Genomic DNA, 20,234 nt, shown 5'->3' on the forward strand with positions numbered 1-20,234 from the left:
TTTCCTCCACAGGCCTTCCTGCGTTACAATTTCTACTAATTAATTAGTAGGTCGGGTCCTAGGGAGTAACATCAAGTGATCGACCACCCGCCGCGAATTAGCTGGCTAGAGGTATGAAAGTACTCGTCGTTGAGGACTATGCGCCCATAAGAAACGCCATTGCCAAAGGCCTACGCGAGGCGGCGATGGCCGTCGACTGCGCCGACAACGGCGAAGACGGTCTGTGGTACGCAGGCCATACGGCGTACGACGTCATCATCTTGGACGTCATGTTGCCGCGTCTCGACGGCATTTCTGTGTTGAAGCGGATTAGAGAAGAAGAGTCGGATGCACGAGTCTTGTTGCTCACTGCGAAGGATGCCGTTCCAGATCGAGTCGCCGGATTAGGAGCCGGAGCCGACGACTACCTGGTGAAGCCGTTCGCTTTCGACGAACTGCTGGCTCGAGTGAAAGCCTTGGTGCGACGTCGCCATGACCAGAGCAGCCCGGTACTGAAGGCGGGGAACTTAAGCGTCGACACGGAATCGCTTGCCGTCTTGCGAGGAGGCGAGTCGATTGAACTCACGAAACGAGAGTACTCGCTGTTGCATTTCCTGTTGCTACGCAGGAACGAATGGGTCTCGCGAACTGAAATCTGGGAAAACGTTTATCAGTTCGATTCGAACGCTCAGAGCAACGTCGTCGACGTCTATGTAGGATATCTACGCCGGAAACTGGAACGCGACGATTGGCCGCAGCTCATCCACACCCGGCGTGGTTTTGGGTATCGCCTCTTTGACGGCCAGGGGGGCCCATGAAGCGGTCGATCCGTACGCGACTACTGTTAGGCACGACGCTCGCCGCGGTCGTCGCTCTTGCGTTTGCCTCGCTGGCGACGTTTTTGCTATTTCGCCGCGGCTTACTCCACGAGTACGACGAACTTCTGAGAGCGAAGGCGCGCACGCTCGCATCGTTGGTCGAATTGAAAAACGATCGTGTTTCCTTCGAATTCGAAGAACATCAGCTTTCGGAGTTCACGCGCGACGATCGCCCAGAATACTACGTTCTGCTTGACGAGAATAACGCCGTGTTGGCGGCTTCAGGCGAACGAAGCGCTTGGGAGCGGAATCTCTTTCATGCGTCGAACGAAGATTCTACATGCCAATTCGTCACTCTTCCCGACGGGCGGCCGGGACGCATGGCGTTATTTCGATTCCGCCCGCACGCCGAGGATTCTGGCGGGGCGAACGGCGATCATCACCAGGAAGGCGAGCATCATGCCGAACCGGCAAAAGCCGGTATCGACGGCAAAAGCGTCATATTGGCGGTTGCTAAAGATACGGTTGAGTATGAATTGACGCTCCAGCGGCTGGCCTCGATACAGTTGGCTGCTGCGGGCCTCGCCGTCTGTTTGATGTTCGCGTTGACCAGTTGGGCAATCTCTCAAGGAGTTCGTCCGCTCAGTCAACTGGCCCGACATGCGGAGCAGATTGACGAGCATCGCCTGGCTGAACGATTCGAAGTTTCACAGGCCCCAGTCGAGCTTGTTCCGATCGTCGAAGCGCTGAATGATCTATTGGCCCGTCTGGGAACGGCCTTCACCCGAGAGAAAACATTCTCTTCGGACGTCGCCCATGAACTCAGAACTCCTATTTCCGGGCTGCGTGCAACCATCGAAGTCGCCCTCAGTCGCACGCGCGGCGTCGATGAACTGACCGACGCGCTTCGCGAATGTCAATCAATTTGCGTCGGCATCCACCGACTCGTCGAGTCGCTGCTCTTGCTGGTTCGGACGGAATCGGGCCAAGCTATCGACCGAGCAGCGCAGTGTCTCCTCGCTAAGACGATCAGTGAAGCGTGGGAGCCTCACGCAGAACCGGCTGCAAGAAAGCATGTGTTGGTCAACGTGGCGGCCGAACAAGACCCTATCGCGGCCTTTGAAGAGGGGCAGATGAGGATCGTCTTGTCGAACTTGTTCGCGAACGCCGTCGAATACTGTCCAGTCGGCGGGGCGATTGAGATCTCACTGAGCGCTGCAAGCGATCAGTTCGAGTTGAGCGTAGCGAATTCAGCTGGCGAAGCGACCGCGGAGACGGCCCGGCACGTCTTCGAACGCTTTTGGCGCGGCGACGCCGCTCGAACCGATACAGGAATCCATGTAGGACTCGGGCTGTCGCTTGCCAAGCGAATCGTCGAGGCGCAGGGCGGGAAGATTGCAGCTCAGTGCACCAGCGACGAGTTCGTGATTGCAATCACCGGAAAGCTGCTGGGAAATGTTGCCGAGCCTTCCGTCTCCTAGCAACTAACGTCATTCTGGAACCCCCCGCGATCCATCCGAGACGGCAAAATGAGAGGAGGGCGTCGCCGTACGGCCAACGACGCCCCGCCTCAACGCACTGCCCCTAAGATTGCTTAGTCTTTGTGCTCGCCTTCTTCTTCGCCGTCGTCATCATCTTCTTCCTCGCCTTCTTCTTCCTCTTCTTCGTCGTCGTCATCCGCATTGGCGGTAACGCCGCTCGAGGCCCCGAAGGTGCTTGCGGTTGCCGCTGGCGCCGATTGAAGCATGAACATGCCGATCAGCAGATACAAGGCAGACGTGAGCAGTCGTGGAATCGTCTTCATCTTCTTCGCTCCAAGGTGGTAAGACACTCCGGCAAGGCACCGTTTCCCTGCCGTTCGGCACGCAATTTAGCACTCGACGATGAGAGGATGATGAGAATCGAAATCAGCCCCAAGTTGCCCTAGACCGCGGGAACGGAGGTAACCGCAGCGTACTCGCAGCTCAGCGCAGAACTCAGACACTCGGCGAAATTTCGCGAGGTTCGCCGTGCCTAAGTGCGTTTTTTACGGTAGCTAAGTCGCTTCCGCAGATTGACGGCGTCCGAGCCACCGGCGAAATTGGCAGCAGCGGCTTTTCTCCTCCCCTTCGCGTCGCGTTGCTTATGAGTTTGCAACGACACTTGCGGCTTTGCCTCGCGACAGCGATGTTGCTCCTGCTAGCAGCCGTCGCCGGATGGCCCACCCCCGCGGCGGAATTGAACGTGACCGTTGCTGCGGATCGCGCCTTTTCTGCCGAGCAACTCGAATTCTTCGAGCGCCACATCCGCCCGCTACTCGCGACGCACTGCTTTGAGTGCCACGCGGGCGAGAATCAGGAAGGGGGGCTACGGCTCGATTCGCGTGCTGCCGTGCTCGCTGGCGGCGATTCGGGCCCCGCGCTCGACTTGCAACAACCCGCAGCCAGCCTGCTGCTCGACGCCGTCCGTTACGGCGACATCTACCAAATGCCGCCGACCGAACAGTTGCCGGCGGAACAAGTAAAACTGCTGGAAGAGTGGATTGCCCAAGGCGCTCCCTGGCCGCCAGAAGCGGCGCCCGCGATTGCCGCGGCGAAGCCTGCCTTCGATTTGCAAGCTCGCAAGGCGAGCCATTGGGCCTGGCGCCCGATCGTCAAACCGGCCACGCCGACCGATGTCGGCGCAGCACCCGCCTCGCCGATCGACGCCTTCCTCCTGGCCAAGTTGAATGATGCGAAACTCGTACGGGCCGAATTGGCCGATCGCGGAGCGTTGCTGCGGCGCACGTCGTTCGATCTCGTCGGCTTGCCGCCGACACCGGCGGAAATTCATGAGTTCGAAAACGATCCATCGCCGCAGACCCGCGAGCGGATAATCGACCGGCTGCTCGCTTCGCCCCACTTCGGCGAACGCTGGGCCCGCCATTGGCTCGACGTCGTTCGCTACGCCGAAACGTTGGGGCACGAATCGGACTTCCCGCTGACCGAGGCCTGGCGGTATCGCGACTACGTCATCCGCGCGTTCAACGCCGATCTGCCGTACGACCAATTCGTCCGCGAGCATATTGCGGGCGACTTGCTCGAAGAGCCGCGACGGCATCCGACGGAACGATTCAACGAGTCGATCCTCGCCACCGGGTTCTGGTATCTCGGCGAAGCGGTGCACGCTCCTGTCGACGCCCGCGCCGACCAGGCGACGCGACTCGAAAACCAAGTCGACGTTTTCTCAAAAGCGTTTCTCGGGCTGACTGTCGCCTGCGCCCGCTGCCACGACCACAAGTTCGACGCGATCTCAACAAAGGACTACTACGCCCTTGCCGGCTACCTCGCGAGTTCGCATCAACAGGTTGCTCGGCTCGATCCCAACGGAGAACTCGAAGCTGGCGCCGCCCGCTTGGCGGAACTCCACGCCGCGGGGCGTGAGGCTATAGTCAGCGCGGCGCTCTTCAGCCAGCTCGAAGGTGAACTCCATCACGCCGACGCCGACGTTCACGGCGATCCATCGGAGCAAGTCTTTGCCGACTTCTCCGGTGGGTTTGAACACTGGTTCCGCACCGGCTGGGCCTTCGGCGACGCACCAACGAAGCCCGGCGATTGGCGCGTCCGCGCTGCTCAACCCGCGATCCTCGCGCCGGGCGTCGCCCACAGCGGCCGCTTCGCCGAACGCCTTCCCGGCGTCTTGCGCTCGCCGACGTTCACCATCGAAAAACCACATCTCCACTACCGCGTGGCCGGCCGGCAGTCCAAGGTTCGCCTAATAGTCGACGGGTACGCGATGGACCCCTTCACGCCGCAACTCTTCGAAGGTTTCACGTTCGAGGTCGACGGCGACGAGTTCCAGTGGCGGAGCCAGGACGCGAGCCGGTACCTCGGGCATCGCGCCCACCTCGAATTCGTCGACGCCGGGGCAGGGTGGCTGGCGGTTAATGAAGTGCGCTTCTCAGAGAACAAGCAGCCGCCGGCCGACAATCGGTCGAAACTCGAAAGCATGCCAGTTCCCGACTGGGCGCTGCAGAGCGAACCGATCGCTGGATTAACGTCACTCGCGCAATCAATGCGGAGTATCGACGAATTGCTGCCCGATCCCGTTGCCGCAGTCGCGATCGGCGATGGCAGCGGCGAACACCTACGCGTCCACATCCGCGGCAACTATAAAACTCCCGGCGAACTCGCGCGCCGCCGTCTACTCGAAGCGATCACTGCCGACGATCCGCCGCACGAAATGCCAGGCAGCGGCCGGCTGGAACTGGCCGAGCGCATGTTCCGCGAAGATAATCCGTTCGTCGCCCGCGTGATGGTCAACCGTATCTGGTTCCACCTCATGGGCCGCGGCCTCGTGCCGACGGTCGATAACTTCGGCGCACTCGGCGAACCGCCGAGCCACCCCGAACTCCTCGACTACCTCGCCGCCCGCTTCATCGAAGAAGGGTGGTCGATCAAACGGCTCATCCGCGAGATCATGCTCAGCGACGCCTACCAGCGTTCAACAGTCGGCGTGCCAGCTTCAGAGATCGCTGACCCGCAGAATCGCCTGCTCCATCGCGCCAACGTCCGGCGGCTTGAGGGCGAGGCGATCCGCGACGCATTACTCTGCAACTCAGGTCGGCTCGACCGCACGCTGCTGGGCCCGCCCGTGCCGATCCACCTCAGCCCCTTCATGGATGGCCGCGGCAAGCCAGCGACAAGCGGCCCGCTCGATGGCGCCGGCCGGCGGAGCATTTACCTCGAAGTCCGCCGCAATTTCCTCGCGCCGTTCCTGCTGGCGTTCGACATGCCGGCGCCCGCCACCTGCGTCGGCCAGCGGAACGCCTCAAACGTCCCGGCCCAAGCGCTCACGCTCCTGAACGACCCGCTCGTGCTCGAACTCTGCGGTCGCTGGGCGGAGCGCATTGTGGCGGAGCCCAGCTCGACGGACGGGCGAATCCGCGAACTTTACCTCACCGCGTTCGGCCGCGAGCCAATGCCCGCTGAAGCGACCGCGGCGAATGAGTTTGTTCTGCAGCAATCCGCTGAGCGTGGAACTAACGACAACGACGAGCAAGTTTGGGCGGATCTCTGCCATGTCCTGGTCAACGTCAAAGAGTTTATTTACCTGCGGTAATCGAGTCCTCCGCCTCATCGACCTCAGCGAGCAAGAACGCTATGCACTGCGGCCGCTTCCTCAACGCTCCGCTGACGCGTCGCCAACTCCTGCAACGGAGCGCCGGCGGTTTTGGCGCCCTCGCACTCGCGGGATTGCACGCCGACGCGGCCCGTGCGGAGCAGTCGAGCAGCAGTCGCTCGCATTTCGCGCCGAAAGCCCGCAACGTCATCTTCCTCTACATGGACGGCGGCCCCTCGCAAGTCGATACGTTCGACCCCAAGCCACGGCTGCAGGCAGAGCATGGCCAACCGTTCAAGATGCGGATGGAGCCGACGCAGTTCAACGACAACGGCCTCACGCTCGGCAGTCCCTGGAAGTTCGCCAAGCATGGCCAGTGCGGGATGGACGTCAGCGAACTTTTCCCGCACGTTGCGCGGTGCGTCGACGAGATGGCGCTCATCCGCTCGATGACCTCCGAGTTCTCCGAACATACGAGCGCGAATTACTTTCTCCACACCGGCGCCGGCATCCAGGGCCGACCCAGCGCCGGCGCCTGGACGATCTACGGCTTGGGGAGCGAATCGCAAAATCTTCCCGGCTTCGTCGTCCTCAACGGCGGTCTCATCCCCTCCGGCGGCATTGATAATTTTGGCAACGGTTATCTCCCTGCCAGCAGCCAAGCCTCGATCTTGCGACCGCGCGGCGAGGCCATCGCCAACGTCGCGTCGCGCGAGCAAGTCGCTGCGCAGATCGATGCCAAGTTAAATCTCCGCCGTCGGCTCGACGGCTTCGTTGCCGAGCGCTTTGCTCATGCCGACCCGATCGAATCGGCGATCGCCAACTACGAACTCGCGTTCCGCATGCAGGCCGCAGTTCCCGAACTTACCGACCTCTCCAGCGAAACGGCCGCGACGAAGAAACTCTACGGCCTCGACGCCGAGTTCGAACCGACGCGCACCTTTGCCGCGGAGTGCCTCCTCGCCCGCCGCTTGGTCGAGCGAGGCGTCCGCTTCGTGGAACTGACATGCCCCGCCGCGGCCGGCATTGATCGCTGGGACCAGCACAGCAAGCTCACCCCCGGCCATCGCGACAACGCCCGCGCCGTCGATCAACCGATTGCGGCGTTGCTCATCGACCTGAAAGCCCGCGGCCTGCTCGACGAAACGGTCGTTTGGTGGAGCGGCGAGTTCGGCCGCACTCCGTTTGCCCAGGGGAGCGATGGCCGCGATCACAATCCGTTCGGCTTTAGCTGCTGGCTCGCCGGCGGCGGCGTTCGCGGCGGCACGATCTACGGCAGCACCGACGAATACGGCTACAAAGCCGTCGAAGACCGCGTCGAAATGCACGACCTCCATGCGACGCTGCTCCACTTGCTTGGCATCGATCACGAGCGGCTCACCTACCGCTTCAGCGGCCGCGACATGCGCCTCACCGACATCGCGGGGCGGGTGGTGCAGGGAATTCTGGCGTGAAGCCGCTGGGAATCATCTGAGTTGTCGCCAGCCAGCACGCGCTCGCACGCTTTACGCACTGCCACTCGATAGAGGGAGAACAGCCGCGAAATTTGCTGCACGATGCACAATCATGCATTCGCTCTGCGCGAAGAAGACGCTGCGAAAAATCTTGCTGGCATGTTGCAACGCGAGTGCATTGACGCTTGATCGTCAGGGCCACCATAATCCACCCCCTTCGTGGCGGTTGATGCGTCCAGCCGACGACTCACCAGCGGCGAATTCAATCAGGCATTCTTCGAGGCGGTTCGATGTTGCTTCAGCAATTGATTCTCAAATGGCGCGAGCGGAGCGCTCGCCGAAACAGCGGACATCCGTTAGCGTGGTCGCCGCGTTTTGAAGCACTGGAAGATCGCCGCCTCCTCGCGGTGACGGCCACGTACTCGCCGGCCAGCGGCCTGCTGAGCGTCTACGGCGACAGCGGCGATAATACGATTGAAGTCAGCCGCAACGCTGCGGGCGCGATCCTCGTGAACGGCGGCGCCGTGGCGATTGTGGGCGGCGCACCGACGATCGCCAACACGAATCTGATAAACCTGTTCGGCCTTAGCGGCAACGATACGCTCTCGCTCAATGAAGCCAACGGCGCGCTGCCAAAAGCGAACCTCTTCGGCGGCGGCGGGAACGACGTCCTCAACGGCGGTTCGGGAGCCGATCTCGCCTTCGGACAGTCGGGAGACGACGTCATTTCCGGCCGGGGCGGATCGGACATGCTCTTCGGCGGAGCCAACAACGACACGCTGACGGGCGGCGACGCCGACGATCAGGTTTTCGGTCAGAGTGACAACGATCGCATGATCTGGAATCCTGGCGACGACACGGATCTCAATGAGGGGGGCGCCGGCGTCGACTTCGTTGAAGTCAACGGCGGCAACGGCTCCGAAGTCTTCATGACTACCGCTAACGGAACGCGGGTCCGCTTCGACCGTATCGATCCCGCGCCTTTTTCAATCGATATCGGCACGAGCGAAAGCCTCGTGCTGAACGCCAACGGCGGGAATGATCAATTCTCGGCGACCGGAAACCTTGCCGCGCTGATTTCAATTACCGTCGACGGCGGAACCGGGGACGACATCATCCTCGGCAGCAACGGCGCCGACATCCTGCGCGGCGGCGATAACAATGACTTCATCGACGGGCAGCAAGGCAACGACGCCATCTTCGCCGGCGCCGGCGACGACGTCATCCAGTGGGATCCCGGCGATGGCAACGACGCCATCGAAGGAGAGCAAGGCAACGACCGACTGCAGTTCAACGGCAGCGCAGCCAACGAGCAAATCGAACTCTCAGCCAACGGCGGGCGAACTCGGCTCTTCCGGAACATTGCCAACATTATTCTCGACATCGACGACGTCGAGCGCATCGACGTCGCCGCGCTGGCAGGCACGGATACGCTGGTCGTTCACTCGCTTGCCGGCACCGACGTGACCACCGTGAACCTGCTGCTCGCCAGCGCTGTCGGCGGGGCGATTGGCGACAGCGCAGCCGATACGGTGACCATCAACGGCACGGCTGGCGAAGATGCGATCTCCGTCTTCGGCGGCGCCAGCGGCGTCACCGTCAACGGGCTGGCCGCCACCGTCAATATCATCACGGCCGACCCAACGCTCGATCGACTCATCGTCAACGGACTAGGGAGCGACGACGTGATCGACGCCACTGGGCTCACCACGGCCGGCATGCTTCTCACGGCAGACGGCGGCGAGGGAGACGACGTTCTCATGGGAGGCGACGGCGGCGATACGCTGTTGGGCGGTTTGGGAGACGACGTGCTAGTCGGCGGACCCGGCGCCGATGTGCTCGATGGCGGCCCCGGCGACAACGTGGTGATCCAATGAACAATCATGCCTTAACGCAAAGCTCTGCGTTGTCACCGCGCCCGGTCATGCGAAAGATTCCGACGAATTGTTTCGCTCGCCGGCTACTCGCCCTTGGCCTGATCTGGACCACGTGTGTAGCGTCTGCCAGTCGCCCGGCCACCGCGACCGCAGCCACGTTGCAAGGGTTGTTCGGCGGCGGAACGCTGACGGTCGGCAACGCCCGCTTCGACAATTGGCAGTTGCTGAGCGCTGACCACACGAGCGGCGCGGCGTTCGATTTCTCCCTGATGTCGATGAGTGCGATCGGCAGCGATCCCAGCAACCCTGGCTTGCAGTTCGGCTCGGGGGGGCAACTAGCCGTCAACGGGATCAACGCGGCCGATCTCACGTTTCGTTATCAAGTCCACGCGCTTGGAACGTCGAACTCGTTCGCCTCGCATTCGCTCAACATGACGGGAGTCGCCTTCGCCGGCCCGGGAGGCATCGCCACGATCTCGCAAGAAGTGACGACAATCGGCGGCGTTGACTTGGGACCTGCCGTGACGCTGGCCGACAACGTCGCCGACGTTTTCGAATTCGCCGACACCCAAGCGATTGCACCGCACTTGAACTTGCAAGTGACCGTAAACGTCTTCGTAACTGGGCTCGTCGCCGCGGATGCGATCAACTTCACGGCGTTCACGCAACGGTTTGCCCAAACCGGGCCGACGACGCTGCCCGGCGATTTCAATAATGACAAGCGCGTCGACGGGGCCGACTTCCTGCAATGGCAGCGGGGGGGATCGCCTTCGCCGTTGAGCCAGGGCGACCTGACTATCTGGAAAAACAATTTCGGTCAATCGATTCTCGCGACGCCGACGGTTGCCGCCGTGCCCGAGCCATGCGGCGTCGGCGGGGCGTTGCTCGCCGGGGCGTTCGCGTTTAGCCGGCGCGCCAGTCGCCGCAACACTGAGTGTTCGAGCTTCAGACGCTAAGGTCAATTCGCGAAGTGTTTGCGACGTTACAGGAGTCTCCATAGAATTCCAAACTGGATTTATCGCGTCGCAGGATGGAATCGATGTCTCCTATTATTCGCCTCATCGTCGCTTTGGCGTTCTTTCTGAGCGGGCTTGCGATCGTGCATGCCCAAGCCATTAACTTCGCCGAGGAGCGGCCGTTCGTCATCGGCGTCGTGCCGGTAGTTGGGAACGGCGCCGTCGGCGGCGTTGTAGTGGACGCCGACGGAACCATCCAGCGGGCCGAGCAGCGCGATGAGGCGGCTCTCCTGGATGCACGCCGTGCCGCGCTAGACGGCCTGGCGGGAGATATTGCGAAGCCGGCGAAGCTCCGCAAAGTTTCGCTTCGCCGGCTGGATGCGTTGCTCGCCTCGCATGCGGGTCAGAACAAGCCGCTGCCGCCGGAGGTGCTCTATCTGGCTGGATTGCAACGCATCGAGTACCTCTTCGCTTATCCCGAGGCGAACGACCTCGTCTTGGCTGGACCAGCGGAAGGCTGGTTGATCGATGACGCGGGCAATGCCGTTAGCGAAAGCTCCGGGGCGCCGGTACTGCAATTGGACGACCTGATTGCGGCCTTGCGAACGTCGGAAAAGTTGCTGGCCGGCGAGATGATCAGCTGCTCGATCGATCCAACGCCGGCAGGGGTTCAGCAGTTTGCCCGTCTCATGCGCGGCGGTCGCACGTCCCCCTCGCCAAGGTTGCTGCGACAAATCGAGCAAGCAATGGGCCCGCAGACGATTACATTGACGGGCGTCTCGCCAGATAGTCACTTTGCTCAGGTGCTCGTCGCCGCCGACTGGCAAATGAAGCGGCTGGGGATGGGGCTGGTGGAGTCGCCAGTCGATGGATTGCCCAGCTACATGGAACTACTGCAGCATCACTCTGGCGCTGAACCCAGCAACGCGATGCCGCGCTGGTGGATGGCCTACGGCGAACAGCCCGTCGAGTGTGATAAGGATCGACTTGGCTGGCGGCTCTCGCCGCCGGGAATTCAAGTCTGCACGGCAGCCGGGCGTTTGCAGGCCGATGGTCAAATCGCCCCGACGACGGAAAGCGATCCGTTAGCGAAAGAATGGGCCGACGCCATGACGGCGAAGTACGATCAATTGGCGATCGTCGAACCGGTGTTCGGTCAGCTGCGAGGTTGCATGGACCTAGCTCTGGTGGCGGCGATTCTCACCGCCAACGACCTGACGACGCGCGTTGATTTGGACTTGCCAATGTTTCTCGACGACTCGCGGGTTCAGCTGGCATCGCATCGAGTACCAAAAACCGTCGCATCACAAGCGAATGCCGTGAAGAAAAGACGCGCGTGGGTGATCAGCGTTTCCGGCGGCGTGGATATGGATGTAGCGGGCGTCGTCAACGCTCCCAATGTGCAAGCCGAAGTGCAAACGGCACGCATGTACTCACCGCCAAGCCAATCGAAGTCGTGGTGGTGGGATTGAAGTCGGAACCACACGGCTGCTGATCTTCAAAAAACTCAGATAGCAGAGCACAAACGCAAAAATGCCGAGGCGACTCGCGCCTCGGCATTTTGGGTTCATCAGACGGCTGCGATTTCCGCAGGCCGATTAAAAGCTCCCCCGCGAGGACTCGAACCTCGGACAAAGCGATTAACAGTCGCTTGCTCTACCAACTGAGCTACAGGGGAATAGCCCGCCAAGTGGCGTTGAACTACTCAAAATATCTTACCGCCCGAAGGCCGGCAAGGGGACAGATCGGCTGCTGGCGGGCTGTTTCGCGAACAAGTCGCCGCTCAAGCCGGGATGGAACGATTTTGCCCGTCGTGCAGGCCGGAGAGCGGCGATTTCAGCTGATGGCGGCCGCATCGACGGCAGACCCCAGCCGAACGCCGACGGCCAATCACGCCGTTAGTCGCACTGGCACCCGTTCGCCGGGACGCCCATTCGCTTCTCCATCGTCAAGCAGTTGCCCAGTTCGTTGTATTCCATCAGCGTCATGTAGGCCTTCATCAGGGCCAATCCGCGGCCGCCGGCGACTTCCAGGCGATCGGGGTCGCAGCAGTCGGGAACTTTGCGGGGGTCGAAGCCCGGGCCCTCGTCGCAGACGCGGATCCAGAACCGCTCGCTGCTCATGTAGCAGTCGATGGCGACCCGCTTCGCAGGATCTTCCTTATTGCCATGACGAATGGCGTTGGAGATCGACTCCTCGAGAGCCATGTGAATCGCGAACAAGTCTCCATGCTGCCAGCCGAACGCCTCCAATTGGTCGATAATCGACTGCATGAAGTCGTGATAGGCTGTCAGCGAGCTCGGCAGTAATACCTGGAGCGTACGTTCGTCGGATGACGGCGTGGCAGACATAGCGCCTCTGTTCCGAGAAAGCGCGGGGGATCTACAGCACAGCCAACGCGTCGGCTTCGCTGTCCTTGATCTTGAACAACTTATCCAAATTCGTAATCGCGAAGACCTGGTAAATCTCCGGCGAAATATTCGTCAGAATCATCTGAGCGCCGGTCCGCTTCGCCTTCTTCTCGAAGGTGATCAGCTTGCCAAGCGCGGCGCTCGACAGAAACTCAACGTTCGCAAAGTTCAGCACGATCTTCTTGCGATCGTCCTTCTCAATCAAATCGAACAGCTCTTGGCCGAGCTCCTGGATCGCGACCGGGTCGATAATCTTCTGGTCCTTGAAATGGACCACGGAAATGTTGGCCGACTCGGCAATTTGCAAACGACGCGGACTGGCCATGCGATGAAAGTCCCAATTCGATGAACGAATGATTTCGCGGTGCTCGAACCGCGGCGCGAATCTGGCCAAACAGCGTCTGGCGGCAGTCGCGGCGAGCACGGCTAGCAGCCATTTGATGATATCGCGGTAACTTGGGCCAAGCAAGTTGCGGCGGGAACCGCCTCAGCCCTTAGGGAGCCCCTTTCACAGGCTCCTGAGCCACGGATTCCGGCGGGGGAGGGGGGGCCGCCGACCGGAACACGGCCCGGCTGATCAGCAGGAAATTCCGCCCCGAGTACTCGGTTACCCGGCCGCTGATGCTCCAGCTGACGCTTTCAGGCTCTTCGACAGTCTGCAGCACCCGCGACACCCGCTCGAGATTCAGGTTCGGCAAGCCGCCAATTTCGCGGTTCTGGCCGTCGATGAAAGTGAGCGTGTCGCCCACCTGTCGGAAGCGGCCGATGACGTTTTTCAGTTCGGTTCCTTCGCGGAGGCGGAGCTTCCCCGCCTCGGCGGCTTCCTTCTCCTGGCGATTGGCGCCGATCGGCGTGCCGGCCGAGTGCGAACCCGCTGCATCGGTAGCGCCCGGCGCCGCAAAGCCAGCCCGCTCTGCCGCAGCCGGCGGCGTCGCCTGATCGTCGGCCACGCCGTGCCTTGCGAGCGCAACGCCCAGCGTCGCCGCTGCCGCCGACGCGACCAACCGTTGCGAAATGTCGAACCGCCGGCGACTCATCAGCCCCCCGGCTTTCGCATCGCGAGGCTGTGCAGAATCAGCACGCCGCCAATCGACATCAGGCACCAGCCAATCCACTCGGGCGGTTGAATCGTCTTCTGATGCCCGGCGCCCATATCGCTCGTCACCGCGAGCAGCGCGTGGTCGCCGGCCGAGGCGTTCGTCCGCTGGGCGAGAAACTTCGTCGCCTCGTGCGTGAGCGTGTAGGTGCTCACCATCCGCAGTTGGAGCCCGATCAATAGGATGACCACTCCAATGAAGAAGTATTGATTGCGGTTTAGTTCCATCGGAGCGCCACTCCACGCTAAGGCAAGTCGACAAGGCCGCCGAGACGAACGAGCGTTGTCCGTTCGTGGCGGAATGAATCTATTCGTGCTTGTTGAAGAGATATCGAGCCGCGGCGCAATTCGACTGAAGTCGAGCTGCCACGGCGCCGATGCGGAGGGTCTTGTCGAAGATGCCGCAGCGCCGGAAAGCGCCGGCTATGCCGAACGCCCGGTTAACGCCGGTCGGTGGCGGGGGGAAGCATCTGCTCGAGCCCAGTCCGCAACGAATCTTGCGCCGCTGATTGCATCAGGTCCTGCCGGTTCGCCGTGAACAGCGCCGCCGCCACGTCTTGGTGCTGCATCCAGTCGACCGGCGTGAACTGGCGGATGTCGACGTAGGTCGAGGCCAGAGTCGATTCAACCTTCGGCACCAAGTGGATGCCGCTCGTGGTGTTGATGACGTGGTAGTGAAGCGCCCCGTAGAGCAGCACGCCGCCAACAAACATGCCGAACAGGAAGGTGGGAAGGCGTCGCATGGCGTTTCACTCCGTTGAACCGCGAATCACATGGGGGCGGGAAATCGGCACGATCGTTGCCATTAGTGTAGACTGGTCGCCCACTCACCCAGAATACGAATTCCATCCGTCGCCAGTTCGCCGCGGCGGTCTCGTCGCCGTCGGCAGATGCCGCAAGTCCCGATTAAATCAGCGTTTACTGCAGAGAATCCGCCGCGAGAACGATTCTAAGAAATGGGCGTGAAAACGGTCCCCGTGCGCGTAGCGGCAGTTAAACTTTAACCATCCCCGCGGGTTTACCTTTTCCAGCAGCATGTCGGCGTCGCGATGGGCTCACGCAAGATGGTTGATACGCACGATCACTCGGCCCGACATGCTCGCGGCGCGCTCCTCGGCGCGACGCTTGGCCTGTTGCTGATCGCCGGCTGCAGCCAGAACAGCGGCCCGGTCTCCGTCGCCGCGGGCGCTACGACCCAGCCGACTCGCAACGTCGTCGCCCTCGGCCGCGTCGAACCGACCAGCGGCGTCATCTCGATCAGCGCGTTGCCGGGCGAGAAACTGACGATGTACGCCCCCGGCATTGAGGCCGGCGCGAAAGTTCCCGCTGGCGGCGAACTCGCCCAGACGGCCACCTTCGATCTGCGGCAAACGCAACTCAAAGCGGCCGAGCTAAAGCACGCCGCCTCGCAGGAGCAGCGTTCGCAAGAACTCCTCGCCGCGCAAGTGCAGGTCGAGCAAGCCCTTGCCACGCACGCGCAGGCCGAGGCGAAGCTCCGCGAGATGCAGGCCCAAGAGGGGAAGCTAAAGAACCTCGCCGAAGCGGCGGCGATCGCCGCTGACGACTACAAAAAGCTTGTCGCTCTCCAAGCGGAAGATGAAGAACTCGTGACGGCCCACCAACTTCGCCGCCGACAAAACGCGAGCGATCGCGCTGCCAAAGAATACGAAGCGGCCGCCGCTGCATACCCCGACGGCCTCGAAGCGGCCCGCAAAGGCGTCGCCGCGGCCGAAGCGGGCGTGCGCCTCGCGCAGCAGAGCGCCGCGCTCGCCGAGAAGGTCGACCAAACGCTGGCCGCCGATCTCGATCGCCAAGCCGCGGCGACCGCGCTTGACCAGGCAGTCCTCCGCGCTCCGCAAGTCGAAGGAGGCGCCGCCGAGTTCACTGTGCTCCGCACGATGGTCGACCCCGGTGAACTGATCGCTCAGACGCCTGTGATCGAAATCGCCGACCTGACTCAGATGTCGTGCGTCGCCGAGGTTTACGAAGCCGACGCCAAGGAAATCAGGGACGGCCAACGCGTGACGCTCCGCAGCCCCGCTTTCACCGGCGACTTCGCGACCGCCGGCATCCCCGGTCGCGTCGTTCGCATCGGGTCGATGGTCGCCAGTCCGGGCCTCACCAATCGCAACCCGCTCGCCCCGAGCGATCGGTCGATCGTCGAAGTCGACGTCGAGATCGATCCCGCCAACGCCGCCGCCACCGCCGAAGCGGCCAGCAAGGTCGGCTTGCAAGTGACGGTCGAGTTCCTCGGCCCCGACGAAAAGAAGCCACCCGCCAAGCAGCCCAAGTAACCATCTGGCAATAAAAGCCACCGGCTCCGCCGGTGGACGAACCGCGATCAAGGCGTCCTTTCGACAGGCGTCCACCGGCAGAGCCGGTGGCTTTTAATAGAAGCCGTCGAATTCCAGAGAGCGAAGACATCGCGATGAAAACGCCGCTCGCCTGGAAGAATCTCACGCACAACAAGGTCCGCACCGCCGTCGCGCTCGCCGGCGTCGGCTTCGCGGTGATCCTCATCTTCATGCAGATGGGGTTCAAAGGCGCCGTCCGTAAAACGGCGACGCAGATCTACGACGCGCTCGATTTCGACCTGATGCTCCGCTCGCCGTCGTATCTCCATCTCACCGAGCCGCGGTCGTTCCCGCGCGAACGGGTCTACCAGGCCGCATCGCTTCCGCTGATCGCCAGCGCTCAGCCCTTTTATCTCGGCCTCAGCGAGTGGCAGGCGCCCCCGCCGCCCAACGCGCCGCCTGATCAGTTCACCGGTGATTGGCGCGGTATCATCACCATCGGGGTCGATCCCCACGATCCGCCGTTCCGCCCAGCCGACCTCCGCGAGAAGTCGGCGCTGCTCACCGATCCGCGGTTCGTGCTGATCGATAACAAGAGCAAAGCCGACTTCGGCCCGCAGAACGGCAAACGCTTCGGCCCCGCCGACATCGGCGTCGAGACGGCTCTTGGCGGCGGTCGCGTCCGCATCGTCGGCGTCGTCTCGCTCGGCACGGGCCTCGCGGCCAATGGCGCCTGCATCGGCAACTACGCCGGCTTCGCGCAAGCTTGCCCCTGGCAACCGCTCGATGAAATCAACTTCGGCCTGCTCAAGCTCCAGCCCGGCGTCGATCCGAACGAAGCCCAAGCGGAAGTCCAGCGGTTGATCGCTCCCATGGTGTCGCCGCAGACGCTCGCACCCGACGCTTCCGCCACGCCCGCCGACGTGGAGGTTCTCACCCGGGCCGAAGTAAACGCCCGCGAAGAGTACCGCTGGGTCGTCCAAACCCCCCTTGGCAAGATTTTTAATCTCGGCGTGTGGGTCGCGCTGTTCGTCGGCGTGGCGATCGTCTACCAGGTGCTATCGACCGACATCGCCAACATGATGGGCGAGTACGCCACGCTCAAAGCGATGGGCTATCCGAACACTTACCTCGCCCGCGTCGTGCTGCAGCAGTCGATGCTGCTCGCACTCGTCGGCTACATCCCGTCGATCATTATCTCGTGGGGCCTGTACATGTTCGTCGGCGCCCAGTCGGGACTCCCGATGGTGATGACCTGGCAAATCGCCGCCACGGTGCTAGTCCTCGCCGTGATCATGTGCGTCCTCTCCGGCATGGCCGCACTAAGAAAATTGTTCCAAGCTGACCCGGCTGATTTGTTCTAGGAGAGTACTCACCACGACGGCACAACGAGCACGACGTGAATACGAAAAGAACATCCCGTCTAAACTCGTCCACCCTTCGTGGCGTTCGTCGTGTCCTTCGTGCCTTCGTGGTTCAATTGAAATTCGTTCATCGCTGAATGCCATCCTTCACCAAAACACCGCTGGCCTGGAAGAACCTCACCCACGATTGGCGTCGGCTGGCCGTAGCGGTAGCAGGTATTGGGTTTGCCGTGCTGTTGATGTTCACGCAGGTCGGCTTCCAGAACGCCCTGTTCGACAGCCAAGTGAAGATGATCGACGATCTGCAGGGCGACATCTTTCTGGTGAGCCGCGCGAAGTACACGCTCGCTGCGGAAAAGCGCTTCCCGCTCGAACTAGTGAACCAAGCCCGTTCTGCCAGCGGCGTCAGCGGCGCGTATCCTCTCTACACCGAACTGACCCTTTCCCGCCTCAAGAGCTTCGGACGGGGCGGCCCGAGCAAGGCCTATCCGATTCGCTCGATTGGCTTCCGCCTCGACGATCCCATCTTCAACTCCGATCGCATCAACTCGCAGCTTGAACGTTTGCGACTGCCGCACGCCGCGCTCATCGACGTCCGCAGCAAACGCGACAACTTTCCTTTCCCCACAGAGAGCGATGCCGAACTCGCCAAGGTGCAGGCGGAACTCGCCGACCGAAGGGTCGTGATGGTCGGCACGTTCGACCTCGGCACCGACTTTGCCCACGACGGCAACCTCGCCATGAGCGCCGAGAACTTCGCCGCCTACTTCCCCCAGCGCGTCCAATTCGGCGACCCGCTGAGCGTCGTCGACGTCGGCATCATCCACATCGACGATAAAACGCAAGCCGATGCGATTCGCGACTCAATTGACCAACTGCTCGACGATCGCGTTTTCGTCCTCACTCGCGCCCAGTTCCGCGATCAAGAGATCAGCTTCTGGGACAAAAGCACGCCGATCGGCATCATTTTCACCGCCGGAAAAATCATCGGCTTCATCGTCGGCATGGTGATCTGCTACCAAGTGATCTACTCCGACATCGCCGACCACATGTCCGAGTTCGCCACGCTGCGGGCGATGGGGTACACGACAGGATACTTCCTAAGGTTGATTGTCATGGAGGCGGTGCTGCTGTCGTTCGTCGGATTCGTGCCGGGGCTTATCGCCAGTACCGCGCTCTACGCAGTGCTGGCGAACTCAACGGGGCTGCTACTACAAATGACGCCGCAAGCGATTCTCATGGTGTTAGCCATGACGATCGCAATGTGCATCGCATCAGGCCTCTTGGCTGTGCGAAAACTATTGGCCGTTGACCCGGCGAACCTGTTCTAGGCGAAGCCGCGAAGGGCGAAACTCATGACCGCATTTGCATCACTACCGGCCACCAGCGGCGCCTACTCGCAGGGCCCGCAGGTACCTAAGACGATCAAAGTTTCGCAGCTGAATCACTACTTCGGCGAAGGCGAGCTGCGCAAGCAAGCGCTCCACCAAAACAATCTCGAAGTCCGCCGCGGCGAGATCGTCATCATGACCGGGCCTTCCGGCTCGGGCAAAACGACGCTGCTGACCCTCATCGGGACGCTCCGCACCGTGCAAGAAGGAAGCCTGAAGGTCCTCGGCAACGAACTCAACGGCGCCTCGCGCGACGAGATCGTTAATCTGCGTCGCGAGATGGGTTTTATTTTTCAAGCCCACAACTTGTTCGAATCGCTCACCGCGTTTCAGAACGTGAACATGGCGGCCGAGCTGCTCGACATGGATCGCGGCGCCGCGAAGGAGCGAATCGACTACCTGCTCAATCGCCTCGGCCTCGGCCACCGCATTCACTACAAACCCAAATCGCTCTCCGGCGGCCAGAAGCAACGCGTCGCGATCGCCCGCGGCTTGGTCCACTCGCCGAAGCTGGTCCTTGCCGACGAACCGACCGCCGCGCTCGACGAACACTCGGGCCGCGAGGTGGTGACGCTGTTCCAAGAGCTCGCCCGCGACGAGGGGTGCACCATCATCATGGTCACCCACGACAACCGCATTCTCGACGTCGCCGACCGCATCGTGAACATGGTCGACGGCTACATCCGCTCCGACGTCGCCGTCCACGAAACGTCGGTCATCTGCGCGTTCCTCCGCCAGTTCCCCCTCTTCTCCGACCTGACGACGAGCACGCTGACCGACATCGCCGACAAGATGATGGTCCAAGAGGCTGCTCCGGGCGACGTCATCATCCGCCAAGGCGACCCGGGCGAACTTTTCTATCTCATCCGCAGCGGCAAGGTCGACGTGCTGATCGACGACGCAGGCGAGTCGCGCAAAGTGGCCGAACTCGACGAAGGCCAATACTTCGGCGAAGCCGCACTACTGCGCGACGAACCGCGCAACGCGACGATCGTCGCCCGCTCGAAATCGGTCTTCTACACGCTCGGCAAAGCCGACTTCAAGGACGTGATCGCCCGCAGCAAGACGTTCGTCGACGAACTCCGCAACGTGCTGGCGAGCCGGACTTAGTTCGAAGAGGTGGCATGCCTGTTCGAAGACTGGACAGGATCACAGGATGGGATGGATTTACAGGACGAGATTTTAGTGTGATCCTGGCGGGTGGCTCACGCCTGCAACAGGTTCAATTCATCCTGTCGATCCGTAACATCCTGTTATCCTGTCCATCATTCAATCGACGCCGCCATGGTCACCGTCACCACGTCCGATCCCCCCGCCGACCCGCGACTCCGCGAACTGCTCGCAGCCGCCGCCGAGCAAATTCGCGACCAAGTCGAATTGCTAAAATGCCATTACCACGACTCGCCAAGCGCGGTAAACGTCGAGATCCGCGACGACAAGCGAGTGAAATTCCACGTCCACGCCTGCTGCGCCGATCATCAGAATCGGCTCGAAGAGTTGCTAGAAGGGTAGGCG

Annotated in this window: 18 protein-coding genes and 1 tRNA gene; 12 read left to right on the plus strand and 7 right to left on the minus strand. The window is 61.9% G+C overall.

Translation table 11 applies throughout. The annotated features are described in order from the left end of the window. Nucleotides 1–113: 113 nt before the first annotated feature. Nucleotides 114–797, plus strand: a complete 684-nt coding sequence (locus tag ACQY7R_RS27815; protein WP_428308791.1) for a response regulator transcription factor — start codon at nucleotides 114–116, stop codon at nucleotides 795–797. Next, entirely contained in the window at nucleotides 794–2,278 is a 1,485-nt protein-coding gene (locus ACQY7R_RS27820; protein WP_428308792.1) for an ATP-binding protein, read from the plus strand. Before ACQY7R_RS27815 ends, ACQY7R_RS27820 begins: the two co-directional genes overlap by 4 nt. Nucleotides 2,279–2,391: 113 nt before the next feature. Here the strand turns inward: ACQY7R_RS27820 and ACQY7R_RS27825 are convergent, their stop codons facing one another. Then, entirely contained in the window at nucleotides 2,392–2,601 is a 210-nt protein-coding gene (locus ACQY7R_RS27825) for a hypothetical protein (RefSeq protein ID WP_428308793.1), read from the minus strand. A gap of 362 nt (nucleotides 2,602–2,963) precedes the next feature. Between ACQY7R_RS27825 and ACQY7R_RS27830 the strand changes: the two genes are divergently transcribed. The 5 genes from ACQY7R_RS27830 to ACQY7R_RS27850 all read left to right on the plus strand — a co-directional run bounded on the left by ACQY7R_RS27830 (nucleotide 2,964) and on the right by ACQY7R_RS27850 (nucleotide 11,635). After that, nucleotides 2,964–5,876, plus strand: a complete 2,913-nt coding sequence (locus ACQY7R_RS27830) for a DUF1553 domain-containing protein (protein WP_428308794.1) — start codon at nucleotides 2,964–2,966, stop codon at nucleotides 5,874–5,876. 41 nt (nucleotides 5,877–5,917) lie between these two features. After that, nucleotides 5,918–7,330 carry a DUF1501 domain-containing protein gene (locus tag ACQY7R_RS27835; RefSeq protein WP_428308795.1) on the plus strand — a complete coding sequence of 471 codons (1,413 nt, stop codon included), beginning with the start codon at nucleotides 5,918–5,920 and terminating at the stop codon, nucleotides 7,328–7,330. Between the two features lie 290 nt (nucleotides 7,331–7,620). Continuing rightward, entirely contained in the window at nucleotides 7,621–9,207 is a 1,587-nt protein-coding gene (locus ACQY7R_RS27840; RefSeq protein WP_428308796.1) for a calcium-binding protein, read from the plus strand. A gap of 47 nt (nucleotides 9,208–9,254) precedes the next feature. Continuing rightward, nucleotides 9,255–10,163 carry a hypothetical protein gene (locus ACQY7R_RS27845; RefSeq protein WP_428308797.1) on the plus strand — a complete coding sequence of 303 codons (909 nt, stop codon included), beginning with the start codon at nucleotides 9,255–9,257 and terminating at the stop codon, nucleotides 10,161–10,163. A gap of 83 nt (nucleotides 10,164–10,246) precedes the next feature. Continuing rightward, nucleotides 10,247–11,635, plus strand: a complete 1,389-nt coding sequence (locus ACQY7R_RS27850) for a DUF1598 domain-containing protein (protein ID WP_428308798.1) — start codon at nucleotides 10,247–10,249, stop codon at nucleotides 11,633–11,635. 133 nt (nucleotides 11,636–11,768) lie between these two features. Here ACQY7R_RS27850 and ACQY7R_RS27855 read toward each other — a convergent pair. From ACQY7R_RS27855 to ACQY7R_RS27880, 6 genes are all read right to left on the minus strand, one after another. Continuing rightward, a tRNA-Asn gene (locus tag ACQY7R_RS27855) sits at nucleotides 11,769–11,841 on the minus strand. Nucleotides 11,842–12,061: 220 nt separating this feature from the next. Next, nucleotides 12,062–12,514, minus strand: a complete 453-nt coding sequence (locus ACQY7R_RS27860) for an ATP-binding protein (RefSeq protein WP_428308799.1) — start codon at nucleotides 12,512–12,514, stop codon at nucleotides 12,062–12,064. Nucleotides 12,515–12,545: 31 nt separating this feature from the next. Continuing rightward, entirely contained in the window at nucleotides 12,546–12,899 is a 354-nt protein-coding gene (locus ACQY7R_RS27865; protein WP_152098027.1) for an STAS domain-containing protein, read from the minus strand. 169 nt (nucleotides 12,900–13,068) lie between these two features. Continuing rightward, nucleotides 13,069–13,611 (minus strand): hypothetical protein, encoded by a 543-nt coding sequence (locus ACQY7R_RS27870; RefSeq protein ID WP_428308800.1) that lies wholly within the window; start codon nucleotides 13,609–13,611, stop codon nucleotides 13,069–13,071. Beyond that, nucleotides 13,611–13,898 (minus strand): hypothetical protein, encoded by a 288-nt coding sequence (locus tag ACQY7R_RS27875; RefSeq protein WP_152098029.1) that lies wholly within the window; start codon nucleotides 13,896–13,898, stop codon nucleotides 13,611–13,613. The genes ACQY7R_RS27870 and ACQY7R_RS27875 overlap by 1 nt, the downstream gene beginning before the upstream one ends. Nucleotides 13,899–14,110: 212 nt before the next feature. Next, complete coding sequence (locus ACQY7R_RS27880; RefSeq protein WP_428308801.1) at nucleotides 14,111–14,413, minus strand: hypothetical protein; 303 nt, start codon at nucleotides 14,411–14,413, stop codon at nucleotides 14,111–14,113. A 306-nt stretch (nucleotides 14,414–14,719) separates the two neighbouring features. Here ACQY7R_RS27880 and ACQY7R_RS27885 point away from each other — a divergent pair, with 306 nt between their 5' ends. The 5 genes from ACQY7R_RS27885 to ACQY7R_RS27905 all read left to right on the plus strand — a co-directional run bounded on the left by ACQY7R_RS27885 (nucleotide 14,720) and on the right by ACQY7R_RS27905 (nucleotide 20,231). After that, the gene (locus tag ACQY7R_RS27885; protein WP_428308802.1) at nucleotides 14,720–15,964 is read left to right on the plus strand and encodes an HlyD family efflux transporter periplasmic adaptor subunit; all 1,245 of its coding nucleotides are present in this window, start codon (nucleotides 14,720–14,722) and stop codon (nucleotides 15,962–15,964) included. Nucleotides 15,965–16,098: 134 nt separating this feature from the next. Then, on the plus strand, nucleotides 16,099–17,328 hold the full coding sequence (locus ACQY7R_RS27890) for an FtsX-like permease family protein (protein WP_428308803.1): 1,230 nt from the start codon (nucleotides 16,099–16,101) through the stop codon (nucleotides 17,326–17,328). 137 nt (nucleotides 17,329–17,465) lie between these two features. Further along, nucleotides 17,466–18,659 (plus strand): ABC transporter permease DevC, encoded by a 1,194-nt coding sequence (gene devC / locus ACQY7R_RS27895; RefSeq protein ID WP_428308804.1) that lies wholly within the window; start codon nucleotides 17,466–17,468, stop codon nucleotides 18,657–18,659. 24 nt (nucleotides 18,660–18,683) lie between these two features. Continuing rightward, nucleotides 18,684–19,829, plus strand: a complete 1,146-nt coding sequence (locus ACQY7R_RS27900; RefSeq protein WP_428308805.1) for an ATP-binding cassette domain-containing protein — start codon at nucleotides 18,684–18,686, stop codon at nucleotides 19,827–19,829. A 174-nt stretch (nucleotides 19,830–20,003) separates the two neighbouring features. Further along, complete coding sequence (locus ACQY7R_RS27905) at nucleotides 20,004–20,231, plus strand: hypothetical protein (protein ID WP_428308806.1); 228 nt, start codon at nucleotides 20,004–20,006, stop codon at nucleotides 20,229–20,231. Nucleotides 20,232–20,234: the final 3 nt, after the last annotated feature.

It is taken from the genome of Lacipirellula sp. (genome assembly GCF_965279485.1).
Classification (GTDB): Bacteria; Planctomycetota; Planctomycetia; order Pirellulales; family Lacipirellulaceae; genus Lacipirellula.

Excerpts from the sequence above, each read along its gene's own strand:
- ACQY7R_RS27815 (WP_428308791.1), top strand. The coding sequence starts at position 114 with ATGAAAGTACTCGTCGTTGAGGACTATGCGCCCATAAGAAACGCCATT.
- ACQY7R_RS27820 (WP_428308792.1), top strand. The coding sequence starts at position 794 with ATGAAGCGGTCGATCCGTACGCGACTACTGTTAGGCACGACGCTCGCC.
- ACQY7R_RS27825 (WP_428308793.1), bottom strand. The coding sequence starts at position 2,601 with ATGAAGACGATTCCACGACTGCTCACGTCTGCCTTGTATCTGCTGATC.
- ACQY7R_RS27830 (WP_428308794.1), top strand. The coding sequence starts at position 2,964 with ATGTTGCTCCTGCTAGCAGCCGTCGCCGGATGGCCCACCCCCGCGGCG.
- ACQY7R_RS27835 (WP_428308795.1), top strand. The coding sequence starts at position 5,918 with ATGCACTGCGGCCGCTTCCTCAACGCTCCGCTGACGCGTCGCCAACTC.
- ACQY7R_RS27840 (WP_428308796.1), top strand. The coding sequence starts at position 7,621 with ATGTTGCTTCAGCAATTGATTCTCAAATGGCGCGAGCGGAGCGCTCGC.
- ACQY7R_RS27845 (WP_428308797.1), top strand. The coding sequence starts at position 9,255 with ATGCGAAAGATTCCGACGAATTGTTTCGCTCGCCGGCTACTCGCCCTT.
- ACQY7R_RS27850 (WP_428308798.1), top strand. The coding sequence starts at position 10,247 with ATGTCTCCTATTATTCGCCTCATCGTCGCTTTGGCGTTCTTTCTGAGC.
- ACQY7R_RS27860 (WP_428308799.1), bottom strand. The coding sequence starts at position 12,514 with ATGTCTGCCACGCCGTCATCCGACGAACGTACGCTCCAGGTATTACTG.
- ACQY7R_RS27865 (WP_152098027.1), bottom strand. The coding sequence starts at position 12,899 with ATGGCCAGTCCGCGTCGTTTGCAAATTGCCGAGTCGGCCAACATTTCC.
- ACQY7R_RS27870 (WP_428308800.1), bottom strand. The coding sequence starts at position 13,611 with ATGAGTCGCCGGCGGTTCGACATTTCGCAACGGTTGGTCGCGTCGGCG.
- ACQY7R_RS27875 (WP_152098029.1), bottom strand. The coding sequence starts at position 13,898 with ATGGAACTAAACCGCAATCAATACTTCTTCATTGGAGTGGTCATCCTA.
- ACQY7R_RS27880 (WP_428308801.1), bottom strand. The coding sequence starts at position 14,413 with ATGCGACGCCTTCCCACCTTCCTGTTCGGCATGTTTGTTGGCGGCGTG.
- ACQY7R_RS27885 (WP_428308802.1), top strand. The coding sequence starts at position 14,720 with ATGGGCTCACGCAAGATGGTTGATACGCACGATCACTCGGCCCGACAT.
- ACQY7R_RS27890 (WP_428308803.1), top strand. The coding sequence starts at position 16,099 with ATGAAAACGCCGCTCGCCTGGAAGAATCTCACGCACAACAAGGTCCGC.
- devC (WP_428308804.1), top strand. The coding sequence starts at position 17,466 with ATGCCATCCTTCACCAAAACACCGCTGGCCTGGAAGAACCTCACCCAC.
- ACQY7R_RS27900 (WP_428308805.1), top strand. The coding sequence starts at position 18,684 with ATGACCGCATTTGCATCACTACCGGCCACCAGCGGCGCCTACTCGCAG.
- ACQY7R_RS27905 (WP_428308806.1), top strand. The coding sequence starts at position 20,004 with ATGGTCACCGTCACCACGTCCGATCCCCCCGCCGACCCGCGACTCCGC.